The 15,132-nt window shown below is 63.8% G+C and carries 12 protein-coding genes and 1 pseudogene; 12 read left to right on the forward strand and 1 reads right to left on the reverse strand.

Annotated features, from left to right (window positions below):
* Nucleotides 1-65: 65 nt before the first annotated feature.
* From ACQ3HB_RS02610 to ACQ3HB_RS02620, 3 genes are all read left to right on the forward strand, one after another.
* Entirely contained in the window at nucleotides 66-635 is a 570-nt protein-coding gene (locus tag ACQ3HB_RS02610) for a TetR/AcrR family transcriptional regulator (protein WP_430917462.1), read from the forward strand.
* Between the two features lie 46 nt (nucleotides 636-681).
* Nucleotides 682-1,863 (forward strand): SGNH/GDSL hydrolase family protein, encoded by a 1,182-nt coding sequence (locus ACQ3HB_RS02615; protein WP_430917464.1) that lies wholly within the window; start codon nucleotides 682-684, stop codon nucleotides 1,861-1,863.
* 249 nt (nucleotides 1,864-2,112) lie between these two features.
* A complete protein-coding gene (locus tag ACQ3HB_RS02620; RefSeq protein WP_430917465.1) occupies nucleotides 2,113-2,991 on the forward strand; it encodes a CPBP family intramembrane glutamic endopeptidase in 879 nt (292 codons plus the stop codon).
* Between the two features lie 238 nt (nucleotides 2,992-3,229).
* Here the strand turns inward: ACQ3HB_RS02620 and ACQ3HB_RS02625 are convergent, their stop codons facing one another.
* Nucleotides 3,230-4,384, reverse strand: coding sequence for an LPXTG cell wall anchor domain-containing protein (locus ACQ3HB_RS02625; RefSeq protein WP_430917467.1), 1,155 nt, complete (start codon nucleotides 4,382-4,384; stop codon nucleotides 3,230-3,232).
* 496 nt (nucleotides 4,385-4,880) lie between these two features.
* Between ACQ3HB_RS02625 and ACQ3HB_RS02630 the strand changes: the two genes are divergently transcribed.
* From ACQ3HB_RS02630 to ACQ3HB_RS02670, 9 genes and pseudogenes are all read left to right on the forward strand, one after another.
* Entirely contained in the window at nucleotides 4,881-6,677 is a 1,797-nt protein-coding gene (locus ACQ3HB_RS02630) for an FG-GAP and VCBS repeat-containing protein (RefSeq protein ID WP_430917469.1), read from the forward strand.
* A gap of 177 nt (nucleotides 6,678-6,854) precedes the next feature.
* Nucleotides 6,855-7,181: a ferredoxin gene (fdxA, locus tag ACQ3HB_RS02635; RefSeq protein WP_430917471.1), complete on the forward strand. Its 327-nt coding sequence runs from the start codon at nucleotides 6,855-6,857 to the stop codon at nucleotides 7,179-7,181.
* Nucleotides 7,182-7,934: 753 nt separating this feature from the next.
* Complete coding sequence (locus ACQ3HB_RS02640; protein WP_430917472.1) at nucleotides 7,935-9,719, forward strand: AIPR family protein; 1,785 nt, start codon at nucleotides 7,935-7,937, stop codon at nucleotides 9,717-9,719.
* Nucleotides 9,720-9,991: 272 nt separating this feature from the next.
* Nucleotides 9,992-10,600: pseudogene (locus tag ACQ3HB_RS02645) on the forward strand (recombinase family protein).
* A gap of 425 nt (nucleotides 10,601-11,025) precedes the next feature.
* The gene (locus tag ACQ3HB_RS02650) at nucleotides 11,026-11,334 is read left to right on the forward strand and encodes a lactococcin 972 family bacteriocin (protein WP_430917474.1); all 309 of its coding nucleotides are present in this window, start codon (nucleotides 11,026-11,028) and stop codon (nucleotides 11,332-11,334) included.
* A gap of 102 nt (nucleotides 11,335-11,436) precedes the next feature.
* Entirely contained in the window at nucleotides 11,437-12,057 is a 621-nt protein-coding gene (locus tag ACQ3HB_RS02655) for a hypothetical protein (protein ID WP_430917476.1), read from the forward strand.
* Nucleotides 12,058-12,411: 354 nt separating this feature from the next.
* Nucleotides 12,412-13,134 (forward strand): peptidoglycan-binding domain-containing protein, encoded by a 723-nt coding sequence (locus ACQ3HB_RS02660; RefSeq protein ID WP_430917478.1) that lies wholly within the window; start codon nucleotides 12,412-12,414, stop codon nucleotides 13,132-13,134.
* Nucleotides 13,125-13,733, forward strand: coding sequence for an ATP-binding cassette domain-containing protein (locus tag ACQ3HB_RS02665; RefSeq protein WP_430917479.1), 609 nt, complete (start codon nucleotides 13,125-13,127; stop codon nucleotides 13,731-13,733). The genes ACQ3HB_RS02660 and ACQ3HB_RS02665 overlap by 10 nt, the downstream gene beginning before the upstream one ends.
* On the forward strand, nucleotides 13,730-14,803 hold the full coding sequence (locus tag ACQ3HB_RS02670; protein ID WP_430917481.1) for a hypothetical protein: 1,074 nt from the start codon (nucleotides 13,730-13,732) through the stop codon (nucleotides 14,801-14,803). Before ACQ3HB_RS02665 ends, ACQ3HB_RS02670 begins: the two co-directional genes overlap by 4 nt.
* Nucleotides 14,804-15,132 lie beyond the last annotated feature (329 nt).

A 15,132-nucleotide genomic window follows, 5' to 3' on the forward strand; every position in this document is an offset into this window, starting at 1 on the left:
CCACTTGCGCGCTCTACCTATGTCCTTTAGGCTGAAACCTAATAGCTATAGGAAATGGAGTAACGATGGCCCGCGCCGGCATCACCAGAGAGCGGCTCGCGCTAGCGGGCGCAGAGCTCGCGGACGAGATCGGCTTCGAGCGGGTCACGGTCGCCGAGGTCGCACGCCGCTTCGACGTCAAGACCGCGAGTCTGTACTCCCACGTCGCCGGAACCGCGGACCTGAACACGAGCATCACGCTCCTCGCCCTCGAAGAGTCGGCCGATCGTGTTGCCGATGCGACGGCCGGCAGATCACAGAAGGACGCCCTCGCGGGTCTGGCGAACGCCTACCGCGACTACGCCCGCGAGCACCCGGGCCGCTTCGCCGCGACCCTCGCGACGGTCGATGCCGCGACCGCAGCGGGGAGCGCGGGCCCACGTCACGCTCGCCTCATGGAAGCCGTCCTCCGGGGCTACGGCCTCGAACCGGCGGCACAGGTCCACGCCATCCGCCTCATCGGCAGCACGGTCCGCGGCTTCATCACTCTCGAGATGAGTGGTGGTTTCGATCACAGCGCGCCTGCATCGGGTGAGAGCTGGACCGAGATCATCGATGCGCTCGACGCGCTCCTCCGCAGCTGGCCTGCGCGCTGATCAACACGCTTCACCCATCCCTCCACCAGAGAAACGACCCTCCACCATGTCCTCCCACGATCTCCAGACCGTCCCCCTCACGTCGACCCTGATCCGCGGCGCCGCCGAACTCGAGCACACCGCGAACGGCGTCCTCCCGCACCGCCTCCCTGGCTGGGCGCGAGCGCAATGCGCGGACCCGCAGCTGGCGATGGTCGAGGCCCAGCCATCCGGTGTACGGCTCGCGTTCCGGACAGCCGCGACCGTGATCGAACTCGACGTCCACCGGTCGAGAACCGCGTACGCCGGCCTTCCGGCGCGTCCTGACGGCATCATCGAACTCGTCATCGACGGTGGGCTCGCCGCGCACTCGGTCACATCGGGCGGCACGACGGTCACGATCGACATGGCGACCGGGGTCAGCACCACGGACATCGGTTCCGTGCACACCGCGCGGTTCGCCGATCTCCCAGCCGAGCAGAAGGACGTCGAGATCTGGTTGCCGCACAACGAGCAGATCGAGGTCGTCGAGCTCCGCACGAACGCTGCGGTGGACGCCGGCCCGTCCACTCGGAGGCCGGTGTGGGTGCACCACGGCAGCTCGATCAGCCACGGCTCCAACGCGGTGCGCCCGACCGGGATCTGGCCTGTCGTCGCGTCGCAGCTGACCGGTGTCGAGCTCGTCAATCTCGGCTTCGGCGGCAGTGCGCTCCTCGACCCGTTCACCGCTCGGACCATCCGCGATGCTCCGGCCGACGTCATCAGCGTGAAGCTCGGCATCAACCTCGTGAACACCGATCTGATGCGATTGCGCGCGTTCGGCCCGGCCGTCCACGGGTTCCTCGACACGATCCGCGACGGACATCCGACGACGCCGCTCCTCGTGATCTCGCCCGTCTTCTGCGGCATCCACGAGGACACCCCCGGCCCGGGCGCCTTCGACCTCGACGCGTTGAGGCACGGACAGCTGCGATTCCGAGCGACGGGTGATCCCGCCGAACGCGCCGCCGGCAAGCTCACCCTCTCGGTCATCCGTGACGAGCTGACGCGCATCGTCCGCGAGCGCCAGGCGGCAGACACGAACCTGCACTACCTCGACGGCCGCGAGCTGTACGGCGAGCGCGATGCCAGCACGCACCCGCTGCCCGACGCACTCCACCCGGATGCGGAATCCCACCGATTCATGGGTGAGCGATTCGCACGGCTCGGCCTCGCAGAGACGTTGCTGCTCGCGGAGTCCACCAGCTGACGCCTGTGCCGCCGGCTCCCCCGCGCCGCGGCACCGCCTGCACACCTGTACACCTGCACCACAGCAGGAGAACCGCACGGGGTGAGGACCCGTCCACGGATGTGCCCTCACCCCATGCGGTTCTCCTCCGCTCAGGCGCTCGGAACCCGGCCCGCCCGGGTCGCCGCAACGGCTTTCCCCGACAACTCCCAGCCCACTACTGTGGGGCAAAAGGCCCCCGCTCGGGAGGGTCGCGGGGAGGAGACGCCGGTGGAACCGGTCGCAGCGCTCGGACAGATTTCGCCATGGCACCGATTCTGGAACCGGGGCGGCTGGTGGAAGGCGTTGCTCGTCGCCGCCGTCTACTACGGGCTCTACCAGCTGTTCGGCCTCATCATCAATACGCTCTTCGGGCACCTCGTGAACACGGGCAATCCCTTCACCGATGGGGTGAGCGTGTTCATCGCGTTGGCCGCGCCGATCCTCGTCATCGGGATCGTCCTGGTGATCTTCGCGAGCTCCATCGGGTGGCTCAAGGAGCTCTTCGCCCGTCAGCCGATCCGCGGCGCCTGGTGGATGTGGATCGGCGTCGGCATCGTGCTGTTCTTCAACATCCTCCGGTTCGCCAGTGTCGACTACGGCGGCTGGAACGTCGGCGCGATCTTCTCCGTGCTCTTCGCGGGGCTCTGCATCGGCTTCGTCGAAGAGCTCGTGACGCGCGGGTTCGCCGTGAACCTGCTCCGCCGCGGCGGGTACGGCGAGCGATCGGTGATGCTGTTGTCCTCGCTCATCTTCGCCGCGATGCACGCGGGCAACATCTTCGGCGGCCAGAACCCGCTCGTCGTCATCATCACGGTCGTGTACACCTTCGCGTTCGGCATCCTGATGTACACCGCGCTGCGTGTGACCGGGAACCTCATCTGGCCGATCCTGCTTCACGCCTCCACGGACCCCGGACTCATCCTGCTGACGGGTGCGGTCGATGCGACGAGCGGCACGCTCCACCCGGGTCCCCTCGCGGGTATCGCCGGGCTGGCCAACTACGCGGTGATGCTGTTCGCGATCGTGCCCCTCATCTTCGTGCGCGGTCGTGTGGACCGACCGGCCGCATACGGCATGACGCCGTCCGTGCCGGCGCCTGCCGCCTGACCCCACTCTCCGCTCTCCGCTCTCCACGCCACCCGGGCTCCACAATTCAGGACCGTTTGCACGATTCAGGACGATCGATCGGCGCGCCGTCTCGAGTCGTCCCGAATTCTGCGGATGTTCCTGAATTCTGCAACCCGGGTTCGGGGCGAGTGCGGTGCGAACGGTGCAGGAACGCGGTCGTGCCCGTGACGACGAGGCGTCACGGGCACGACGGCACAGCAGCGGAAGAGCGACGTTCCTAGAAGCTGCTGCTCAATCGACGCTTGCGCACAATCAGCAGTGCAGCGCCACCGAGAGCGAGGAGCGAACCGAGGCCGAGGAAGGCATTCGTGTCGACCCCTGTCGCAGCGAGGGTCGTGCCGGATGCCGTGGGCGTCGTTCCCGGAGCGACTGCAGCGGGTGCGGCTGCGAGGATGAAGTTCACTGGCGCGGACGGAGCGGACACCGATCCGGCCCCGGTCGGATCATCCGCCTGGAATGCGATGACCGTGTACGCATCGGGAGCGAGGGCGACCGTGACGCTCCACGTGCCGTCTGCGCCGACCGGGATGTCGTCGGAGGGGTCTGCCGGAGCGGCGGCTTCGGCTGCCGCTGCCCGCCGGTTGGGGTCCGACTCCTGGAGGAGCCTGGTCGGGACGACGAACACTCCGATATAGTCGCCGGCGATGCCGGTGCCGGTGATGGTCACCTGACCGCCGAGGACGGTCTGCCCTTCGGTCGGGCTCGTGATCACGGGAGCCGCGAGGAGGACAGCTGCGGGCAGCTGGAAGTTGACCGTCGCCTCTCCGCGACCCGCGCCACCGGTGACCTGGTTGACGTTGACCGTCTGACCGAGGGGCGCATCCGCTGAGTAGGTTCCCGTCGTGGTCCACACACCGTCCGTGACGACCGCGGCGGTGGTCCCCGGAACACGGTCGCCGGCGGCGTCGAGCACGTTGACCGTGGATCCGTCGGTTCCCGTTCCGACGAAGACGACCGTGCGGGAGTCGACGGTTTCACCTTCGGTCGGGCTGGTGACGGAGAAGACGGGCGCGACGGTGGGAAGCGTGAAGTCGACCGGAACCTGCGGGATTCCGCTCGCTCCGAAGAGGCCGCCGACCTTGATCGACTGGGCTCGTGGCGCGTCGTCGGCGTAGGCCGGCAGCTGCACCGAGTAGTCGATCGGCTCCCCGAAGGTGCCGCCGACGTTCGTTCGGGCGAGCGGTGTGGTGCCGTCTGCCGCGTACACGATGACGGTCGAGCCGCCGAAGACGGAGCCGGTGACGGTGACGTCGCGGCTCTCGAGGGTGGAGTTCTGGGCGGGAGCGGTGACCGTGAGGCCGGCCTCCGCAGCCGAAGCGGGTGCCGCGGTGAGGACGGCGCCCCCGAGAGCGAGGGCGAGAGCGGCGGGCACGGCAAGTGCCTTCCGCCAGGACAGGTGTCGTGACAAGGAAAATCCCCCATGGATAGTGGTGCGTGGAACCGCGGTCCCGAGCCCGATCGACCCCGATGGAGGTCGATGCAGTGGGAGCGGCTGAGAGCGCCCCACCGCGTGATGGGACACAACACGCCCGAAGATATCGGTCACCTGTCGGCTAGCCCAGGCCTTGTGCCGAACCAACTTTCCCGCTAGGTGTTCTTCGGAAAAACCCCAGATCAGGGAACGCTACGCCAACGTATCGTCAACCCGAATCGATGCGCCCGCTGAGACTCGGACCGCGCCGGAGTAGGCAAATCGACTCAGGAGACGACGATGCACGCGGAATCATCCCTGCCTCACGCCATTCCCCTCCTCCGGCGCAGGCGGTCGCATAGCTGATTCACAGGTGTTGGTTAGGTTACGCTACCCTTACTCTTCGGCGCCGGTTCGGCTCCACGCGCGTCCCCCGCAGTGATTGGAAGCTCCACCCGTGTCGAAGTACTCCCGCCCCTTACTCACCGCTGCCGTCCTGAGCGCGGTCGCGATCGGCTTCACCGGCCTCGCCGGATCGTCGCTCGCAGCCTCGGCAGCCTCGGCCGCTCCCGTCTCGAACGACGCCACTGTGACCGGCCCGGACTCGTCGGCGTTCGGCAGCTCCATCTCCCAGATGCGATGCGATGTGAACGGCAACGGCATTCCGGACCTCGGTATCGGCACCTACGCGACGTTCGACTTCACACCAGGCGCCACGGGAGGCTACGTCCTGCTCGACGCGGGCGATGACGTCCCGTCCGGCGACATCGAGACCCTCGATCCCGTCCGCATCATCGACACGGCCGGCACCCGCATGGGCGGCGTCGACGTGCGATGCGCGGGCGACACCAACGCGGACGGATTCGACGACCTCGTGATCGTCTCGCAGAACGCCGGCGTGTTCATCGTCTTCGGATCGGCCGATTTCGGCACGGTCGTGCTGGACGACCTCGGATCGCGAGGGCGCGCGCTCACCGGTTCCGTCACTCGGGCGATGGGGGTCGGCGATGTCGACGGCGACGGACGCGACGAGGTCGGCGTCACCGACACGTCCGGCGACGTGACCATCCTCAGTCCGGACGTCCTCCCGGAACGTGGCGAGCTCGCCACGGCGCCGGGACCGCGGATCACAGGCAAGGGCATCGACCTCGTCTCCGTGGTCGCGGCGGGCGACGTGAACGGCGACGGACGCGACGACCTCTACGTCGGCGCAGCATCGTGGACCGTCCCCGGTTCGAAGGGCTTCGCCACCGGTGCCGGTTGGGTGCTCACCGATGTGACCGGCGACGTCGAAGTGGGTGCGGTCGATGTCCCCGGCTTCCGGATCGAGGGCCCGAAGCGCGGCTACGACCTGCTGGGCGGCTCCGCCGTCGGCATCGGCGACATCAATGGTGACGGTTTCGACGACATCATGATGGGCGGCGACTCGGATGCGCCGAAGAGCGGGAGCGCCGTCATCGTGCTCGGCTCCGACCAGCGCACGACGGTGACGACCGACCCCGCCGCGACCGACGTCCCCGCAGTGAGCTCGGTCGGCACGGACGGTTCCGTGGTCCCGCGCGGCTGGTGGATCAACGGCGTCGCCTCCGACGACCACTTCGGCCACGCGGTCGGCGCAGTGCGCATGAACGGCTGGTCGATGGCGCTCGTCGGCGCGATGGACGGCTCACCGAACCCCGAGAACCCGGGCTCCGGCTATGTCGTCGCGCTCGACTCCCGCGCCCTCGTGGCCGGCAAGCTCCCGACGTCGGCATCCGGCGTCCTCAACGCTGCCGACCTGCTCGGCCAGGCGGTCGTCGGTGCGAACCTGATCGCCGGTACGGCCGAGGATCAGCACCTCGGTCGCGCGTTCGCAGACCTCACCACCGATGCGAACGGCACCGCGGTGCGATTCGCTGCCGGTGCCCCGGCCATCTTCAGCGAAGAGCTGCCGTCGGTTCGGCTCATCACCATCCAGGCCGAGCCGAACGTGCCGCCGACGACGACGCCTCCCACCGTGCCGCCGACCACTCCCCCGACGACCGAGCCTCCGACCACGGTCCCGCCCACGACGACGGCGCCCGTGGCCCCGATCGATCCGTCGGATCCGTCCGCAGGCGCGTCGGGCACCTCCGGCCGGTCCGGGCCCAACGGTCTGGCGACGTCCGGTGTCGAGCCGTGGGTCGGCACGGCGCTCATCGGCGGGCTCCTCGCGGTCGTCCTCGGTGCGGGCGTCGCCTTCGTCGCGCGTCGACGCACCTCAGGCGCGGAGTAAGCGGAGTAAGTAAGGAACAGCACCTCGGGAGGGGAACCGCACGACAGAAGGACCGTTCACTCGAACGCGTCCTCCGGTCGCGCGGTTCCCCTTCTCTCGCGCGGGCACGCCACGATTTGACCTCAAGTCGACGTGAGGTTTTACCGTGGAGGGCATGACCCGAACGAGAGAGTGCCGATGACCTACGTGATCGCCCTGCCGTGCGTCGATCTCAAGGACCGCGCGTGCATCGACGAATGTCCCGTCGACTGCATCTACGAGGGTGAACGCTCGCTCTACATCCACCCCGACGAATGCGTCGACTGCGGTGCGTGCGAGCCGGTCTGCCCCGTCGAAGCCATCTACTACGAGGATGACCTCCCCGAGGAATGGGCCGACTACTACAAGGCCAACGTGGAGTTCTTCGACGAGATCGGATCACCCGGCGGCGCGGCGCGGACGGGTGTCATCCAGCGCGACCACCCGCTCATCGCGGCGCTCCCGCCCCAGGAACACGACCTCTAGCCCGAGCTTCGAGTAGTCCGGGCTTCGATGCCGCCGAGTCGAGAACGCGCCAGGCGACGCAGCACACCCCTACAACGCAGAAGGCCCCCGATTCCTCGGGGGCCTTCTGTTCACATCCGGTGGGGAGATCGCGAAACTCATCTGGGCTCTACTTTCCGCGGGTCTCAGACCGCCGGTTTTCCGCAGATCCTCCGCTAAGGATCGAGAATTCCTCTCGAGACAAATGCATGTACGCGACTAGGTTCCTCACAGCGCCTATCGAGTGGATAGCGTGCAGGCGCCCACGCGTGCTCCAGTCACCTCGTCTCGGGTAACGTGGCTCGTCGCCGAAGGGTCGCGCGGCCGCACTGCCGTCGGGCGAGTAGCGCCACTAAAGTTGCCTACCAGACCGGCAGAGTGGGATACGGAGGAGGTTTTCGGACGTCCCTCGAATCTCAGCGAAATGAGGAAGTCCGTCGCGCCGTCGATTGCTCAAGGACGCTCTCGCGACCCTCGACACTGTGGTGCCGCCAGCCGTCGCGCACGGCGCAGGCTACGGAGAACGTCTGGCAGGCGACATACACGTCTCGTAGCCAATCGCATATGAGACGGTTGGGTTACGAGACCCTCGTGGCGCGCCCGGCCACCATTCCTTGCCTTCTCCGTCGTGGCGTGCACAAGGTCCAGCGTGCGGTTCGCTCAACCGTAAAGAGAGCGATAGGGTGCTCACTGTACTGTCGACCAGCGGAGGCGCCACGCTCAAGGGGATGACGAATGCACACGTTGACGGGGAAACGAGTAGCCAAGTTCGCGAGGGACTTCGGATTCGACGGCAGCGAGCCGGAGCAGTTCGAGCGCTATGTCGCTGCCAACTACCTCTTCCCGTATGTGCGTGACAATGTCGAGCAGATCGAGCGATCCGTTCTTGGAGGAGGCAGCGACGAGGGCATCGATATCGCGGTCGTCGTGGTCAATGGGCAGATCGTCTTCGAGCCCTCTGAGATTGATGACCTAATAGTCGATCAGGCTTCAAATTCCGCCCGGGTGATCTTCATCCAAGCGAAGACTAGCGAGTCCTACGACTCTAAGCTGATCGCGAAGTTCCTCCACGGTATCGAGACTGTAACCAAGTACGCAATCAAGCCGAAAAGCCTCAATCTTCCGGCGCCGCTAGTCGACCTCGCCAACCTCATCGACCGAATCGCGGAGAGCGGTGACAAGTTCCAGGACACGCGGATTCCATGCGAGTTGTACTACGTGACGACCAGCTCGAACGACGGCGAGAGCGCGCGCAAGGAACTGCAGGTTTCACAAGCGATCGCCCGCATTCAAGACCTCGGTATCTACTCGGAGAACCTGCAACTTCGGACGCACGGTCACGATGCTCTGGCCGCCAAGCTCAAAGAGCGCCATGGGCCGCAGAATGTTCGATTCACCTTCGAGAAGCGGCAGACCATACCTGCCACGGACCGAGTAAGCGAGGCGTACATTGGTCTAATTTCTGGTGCTGAGGCAATGAAGTTACTGGCAGACGACGTCGGCAACATGCGCCCCGGCATCTTCGATGACAACGTTCGCCTTGACCTCGGCAACCACAACCCCGTCAACACCCGAATCATCGGCACACTTCAAAGCGCCGACCGAGAGCATTTCCCTTTCCTGAACAACGGCCTGACCATCATCGCCACCGCACTGCGCGGTTCTGGAGACAGGTTCTTCATTTCTGGCTACCAGGTCGTCAACGGAGGTCAGACAAGTCATCAGTTGGTTCGTTGGGCGGCGAGCGATGCGGTGAAGTCTGATCCGAAGTTACTGGAAGAGCTTTGGATTCCAGTCAAGATCGTTAGCTCGAGCGACCCGGGAGTGCGCACCAGCGTGGCCATCGCAACCAACTTGCAAACACCCATCGGCTCGGCCGATATCCAAGCAAGTTCGCAAGTGGCTAAGAATGTCGAAGAGTATTTTGGGCAGTCGGGCATCGATGGCCTCCGGTACCTGCGGCAGAATCAGGGGTCCGCTCTCGACTTCCCCCGGACCAGGGTTGTGACCACTCCAGAACTCAACCGCGCCGTCGCCGCAGTCTTGTTCGGAGATTCATCGCGCGCCATCGGCTCACCCAAGGAACTCGAAGCCGAAGGCTCGTTCGTGTGGGGCGATTACCCCGTCGAAGCATTCTATTACGCGGCTTGGATCCTCTACCGCGTCGATCGCTTTTTCGCTCGAACGCCCGAGTCGAGCACTCTAAAGGCTGCAAAATACCATATCGCCATGATGGTTTCTGCGCTGGTCAACTCGGAAATTGTCCCGATCTTCGAAAGTGCGGACCTTGATGATGCGAGTAGGCGATTGAAGATGCCCAAGAAGCTGAGCTATAAAGTTTCTGTCCAAGTCTTCGCCGACAAAATCGAGTCAGCGATCGTGACGGCCGTTGAACTCGCAGCCGAGCAATTTCAGGCAGTCCTAGATGAGGGCAGAAGCCTGCGGAAGGACGATGTACGCAGCCGCCGCAGCCAGGAGGCGTTGCTCCAGAGAGCGATGGCCTCGAGCGCGAATTCGTGAAGATGCGCGTCGACTACGCCGTTCCAGATCCTCACAACACGTTCGGCTGGCGCTGGCCGGGAACAGCCAACACCCGGCCCGCGTAGATGCATGATGTGGGCGACGGATGCCTCTCGTATCTCTAGGGATACGAGTCATCTCGTCGGGCCATTCCCCCGTGGCTCTCAACTAGCACGATTCCGCCGACACGCGATTCTCACAACCATGTGTCGCAACTGGTGGTGCGCCGTCGACTCATCACCGTTAGTTGCGAGACACATTTGGTAGAAGGCATGTCCAAGCTCATCGGGTACGCACGCGTCTCCGCCACCCGGCAAACCACCGACCGGCAAGAAGCCGACCTGCTCGCCGTCGGCGTCCGCCGCGACGACCTCTACGTCGGCCGCGAGGCCTCCGGCGTCTGCGCCTCCCGACCCGAGTTCGACCGGCCCATCAGCGCCCTCGAGCACGGCGACACCCTGGTGATCGCGACCCTGGATCGGTTGGGCCGGTCGACGCAGAACATGCTCGCCTTCGCCGAGACCCTCCGCACCTGCGGCGCCGGCCTGCGCGTACTGAACGTCGGCGGCGGGGACGTCGACACCACCACACCGATGGGATCCATGGTGTTCACCGTCATGGCAGCGCTGGCACAAATGGAACTCGACATCAGCCGCGAACGCATCACCGACTCTGTCAACAAACGCCGCGCCTAAGGTCTGGACCTCGGCAGCCGCCGTCAAGCATTCACCGACGGTCAAATCCGCAACGCAATCAGACTCATCGACGCCGGCCAACCAGCCGCGCACGTCGCGAGGGATCTCGGCATGTCACGCGCGACCCTCTACCGACGCATCCGCGCCACCCAAACAAGAGCACGTGTCGCATCAACGACACGCTGACGCCGTCACATGCGGGTCGTTGGTGATCAAATGACGACTCAAAGCCTAGCTGTCTGAGAGAACGGAAGCATACAGTCTCCGCTTCACTTAAGCGCTCCCAGCTCGACAACGCCGGATTCTCCGGTGTCCTACGTCATTTTCCACGTCCGCATAATGGCCGACTTTCGAGATCGCGGTCGCGCCTACTATGCTGTTGTGCATCGCTCTTGATCCAGTGGTTTCGCTGGTCGCAGCATTGAAGCGAAGTATTGGGACTTCTGGGGGGATATCCAAAATCGCGGTCACGATCGGCTCCTAGCCGCGCTGAGGAACGTATGCTTTTTGCGTAGTTCTTTGGCGCACCTGCATCACGCGCTCGCGGCCAGAGCGTGACGCGTCGGGCCATTCGTGTGCCGTTTCACATTATGAACACATATAGGGGAATGATGAAGTTCAAAAACAAAGCACTTGCTGGGGTTCTACTCGCGGGCGTGTTGTCGGTCGGCGCCCTAGCCGTCGCGGCTCCCGCAAACGCGACCAACGTCAACGTGGAGGGGGGCAACTGGGACTACGGCGTCGCGGGCTACCCTGGCACGACGTGGTCGAACTACCTGCACCCGTCCAAGACGCACCGCGCGACCGCGTGCAACTCGAGCTTCTGCGACAGGTCGCCAGACGCTCGCGGCGGTGTCCGCGCGTACTCCTCGGTCGCTGCGAGCATCAACGGCAACGCAGCCTACTACTACAACTACTAGGCCAACGCGGGCGTGTGGGGGCACTGAAGTGCCGCCCACGCGCCCGCTCTTCAGGGCGGCCAAGGCAAACGGAAGACAGTCGTGAAACAAAGAACAACCACCATGCGTTCGTCGGCTCTCATCGCAGCAGCTGCGATCCTGCTCGTGGGATGCGCGTCCGCCACACCGCCATCACCTACCGGCTCGACCGACACAGCAAATGAGAACATCGTTGTTCCGAACTTCGATGGTCCTTGGGCCGAGGACTTCGCGTCAGCATATCGTGATTCGAGATCAGACTTTGAGCGCAAGGCGCTCTCTGACGGCAGCATATCCGATGCCGAATTCGCTGAAATGGAGAACCGCTTCAAGACATGTCTAGAGTCAAAAGGAATACCTTTTTCCGGGTTCAAGCCTGGCGGTGGATACAAGTTCCAGTATCCATCTGGAATGGACTCGAAAAAGGCCAATACGATCGCGGATGAATGCTCAGCGGACTCAGGCTTGAACACTCTCGGTTCGCTGTACTTTGCAATGCAGAGGAACCCTCAGAATCTTGACGAACCATCGATTATTTCTGCGTGTCTCGTTGAAAGGCAGGTCGTACCCAAGGGTTACGGCGCGAGCGACTACAACAAAGATGCAGCCGAGATGACATTCCCGTTCACTGATGAAAAGCGCGGACAGGAAGAACTCGAGGCGTGCACAGCCGACCCACTCGGCATGCTGGACCCGACACAGTAGATGCAAGCCTCACTCCCAAAAATCGGCGTCGCTGCACTCCTGGCGTGTGCGGTGTTTGCGGCTGGAGTCGCCTCTGCGTGGCTCTGGCTCAACCCGGTCTCACCTGAATCCCTCGAGGCCGCAACATCTGCGCGAAGCGCTGAGGTCGTGTTTCAAGATTTCAGTGATCCACGAACCGTTCCTCTCACGTTCACTCCCGGTCCCAATACAACGCTCAAGGCCGGATTCGGAGGCAGAGTGACGTCCAGCACGTGCACTCCTGGAGCGACTGTCTCATCAGGTACATCCGTAGCCGCGATCAATGAACGCCCACTGATCGCGCTGTCAACGACAGTTCCTCTGTGGCGCGACATCGTGACAGGTGACAAAGGGGAAGACGTTCGAGCTCTGCAAGTCGAGTTGGTTCGGCTCGGATATCACGTGACGGCCGATGGTACCGCCGGCCCTGTGACGCTGTCCTCAGTAGCAGACTTATTCAAAACTGCCGGCGATACCAGCGCAAGTTCAAACAGCGTCCCGGCCGACCGGATCGTGTGGATCCCTGCCTCGAGCACGGTTGTAGCCACCTGCGCCGCGCCTCTGGGCAACCTGATCTCGGCAGGCGATACGCTGGCGACGCTCTCCGGAGGCCTCACGAGCGTCTCGATTCAACAAGTGCCCGCTGACCTCGTGCCAGGCGATCGCGTGCTGAGGATCGAGTCGCTTGAAGTGCCTGTCAACGCTGAGGGCGTCGTGGCAGACCCTGCAGCGCTCGCTCAGATTGCTGCTTCACCGTCTCTCGAGCACCAGACCACCAAGTCCTCTGGTCCTGCAGAACCGGACGCTGATACCAACGACCTCGCCAAGCAAGCAATAACTGGCCGTTTCACACTTGCCACGCCAATCTCCGTAGGCGTTGTCCCGCCGACAGCCGTTTACTCAATAGAGCAGGATCACGGCTGTGTGTCCTCCGCCGGTAAGCCGCAGCAAGTTGTGATCGTCGGCTCACAGCTGGGCCAGACGTACATCTTGCCCAGCGATGAAGCTTCATTGAAGCGTGTGGACCTTGCCCCCAACAGCAGGAACTCATGCCGGTAAACCTCGAGAACGTGGGACACCGCTTCGACCACGGTCCCTGGCTCTTCAGAAACCTGAGCTTCAGATTCAACCCCGGTGAAGTGTACGCGCTCATCGGACCATCGGGCTCAGGAAAAAGCACCCTCCTGTCATTGCTCGCTCGACTCGAGCAACCGAAGGAGGGCATCATCCATTTTGACGGAGTCGGCAGAATTAGCTGGGTCTTTCAAAACCCATTCGGCTCCCCTCGACGGACAACCCTTGATCATGTAACCCTTCCGCTGTTGGCATCAGGCATCTCCGTTCCCGAAGCAGAACGACAAGGTAGAGAGTTGCTGTCGCGTTTCCGACTTGACGCGGTCGCCGACCAAACGTTTAGAGCGCTCTCTGGCGGAGAAGCGCAACGCCTCATGCTCGCGCGTGGCCTCGCGGCCAAACCAGGACTCCTTCTCGTCGACGAGCCGACCGCGCAGCTTGATCGTCACACAGCGGCCGTCGTCGACGAGGTGATCGGCTCAACGTCGGATCCAAACACCATAGTTGTCGTCGCGACTCATGACCCACACACGCGTGATGCGTGCACGGCTCACCTCGATCTCTCAGAGGCGTTCGGACGATGAGGCTCTCGTCTCTACTCCGAGAAACTCTCCGCGACATCACGAGCGGCACAACCCGGTTCACCCTTTTCGGTCTTCTCCTCGGCGGGCTGATCTGCGGCCTGGTTTTCGCAGACTCGACGCTCATCCTCCAGCAGGTCACAGCCGCGCATACCTTCCGGAACGCCGGCGGCGCAACACTGGTCCTCTCCGCCCCTGGCCAAGTAGACGGACAGGCTTGCGAGGACCTCAACCACACTTCGGGGGTCAGCGCTGCCGGCGCGTTGCGCGAATCAACCCGCAAGGTCACCATAAGTGCGTTGCCCGATGCTCCGGTTCCTGAGTACGAGGTGACTCTCGACTTCCCTCAGCTGCTCACGAATTCGACTACCCTGGAAGCCGGAGTTGTGCTGTCCGATGAAGTCGCTGACGCGCTCGGGGTCAGCGCAGGCGGAGCCATCGCAACCGACATCGGAAGCCTGCCGATAGCAGGTACATTCGCTTATCCGGCCGATGGGAGAAGGCCCGGATTTGGATACGCGGTGCTCTCACCAACAGCTAGTCGGCTCACCTTCGACGAGTGCTGGTTGGCCTCCTGGCCGCCGATCACCAACGGTCGAGCACTCCTCTTCACAACGCTTCTGCCAGGGTCTATCGATCCGGAGAACCGGCCCACCGTTACACAGCTCAACACCTCCCTCGGCACCGCTTTTGCTGGCAGCACAGCCTACGATTCCCGCGTAACCCGCAACGCGACACCCGTTGCATTCCTACTCGCAGGCCTGATTGGATACATCGCCGTGCGCGCCCGTCGCCTCCAACTCGCCTCAGCACTCCATTCGGGGCTCGCTCGCCGCGACTTGATCCTCCTCCAACTCTGCCAAACGAGCTCATGGGCGCTCATATCAACCGTGATCGGCACTGGCACAGCTGTGACGATGACACTCGCCCTCTCTGGAGGCGACGCCATCCCTATTTTTCTCACTACCGCCGGGATAGCACTCGCCGGCTTCAGTGGCGCTCTAATAGGCGCAATACTGGCCGCCATATGCGTAACAGAGAAGCACCTGTTTCGCTACTTCAAAGATCGCTAACCGTGTCGATAATTGCGGCTGCCGTCGCCGCGAAACTGCTGCGGATGGATCCCGGAGTGGGCAGTTCCAAACGGCACGACCGATACACTCCGTTCTTTGGGGCCCGATCGCTAGACGGCCACATCGTTTGCTGCGCATCCACGCGCGTTAGCAGACGAGTCCGGTGGTAGAGCCGCACTGACTCGACCGGATGGGGCGTTGGAACTAGCTGGGCTCGTGGCTGGGCTCAGCGACGAGCTGCACCCGCTGAGCGTCACGGCCACCATGGCAACACTGCGAGTTCCGCGACGAGACATAGTTGCGAGCAACCCCATCACTTGTCCCAGCGC

This window comes from Plantibacter lichenum, assembly GCF_050587525.1.
Lineage (GTDB): Bacteria > Actinomycetota > Actinomycetes > Actinomycetales > Microbacteriaceae > Plantibacter.

Bases quoted from the DNA above. Each gene is read 5' to 3' on its own strand.
- fdxA (WP_430917471.1), top strand. From the start codon at position 6,855: ATGACCTACGTGATCGCCCTGCCGTGCGTCGATCTCAAGGACCGCGCG.
- ACQ3HB_RS02610 (WP_430917462.1), top strand. From the start codon at position 66: ATGGCCCGCGCCGGCATCACCAGAGAGCGGCTCGCGCTAGCGGGCGCA.
- ACQ3HB_RS02650 (WP_430917474.1), top strand. From the start codon at position 11,026: ATGAAGTTCAAAAACAAAGCACTTGCTGGGGTTCTACTCGCGGGCGTG.
- ACQ3HB_RS02640 (WP_430917472.1), top strand. From the start codon at position 7,935: ATGCACACGTTGACGGGGAAACGAGTAGCCAAGTTCGCGAGGGACTTC.
- ACQ3HB_RS02665 (WP_430917479.1), top strand. From the start codon at position 13,125: ATGCCGGTAAACCTCGAGAACGTGGGACACCGCTTCGACCACGGTCCC.
- ACQ3HB_RS02670 (WP_430917481.1), top strand. From the start codon at position 13,730: ATGAGGCTCTCGTCTCTACTCCGAGAAACTCTCCGCGACATCACGAGC.
- ACQ3HB_RS02615 (WP_430917464.1), top strand. From the start codon at position 682: ATGTCCTCCCACGATCTCCAGACCGTCCCCCTCACGTCGACCCTGATC.
- ACQ3HB_RS02655 (WP_430917476.1), top strand. From the start codon at position 11,437: ATGCGTTCGTCGGCTCTCATCGCAGCAGCTGCGATCCTGCTCGTGGGA.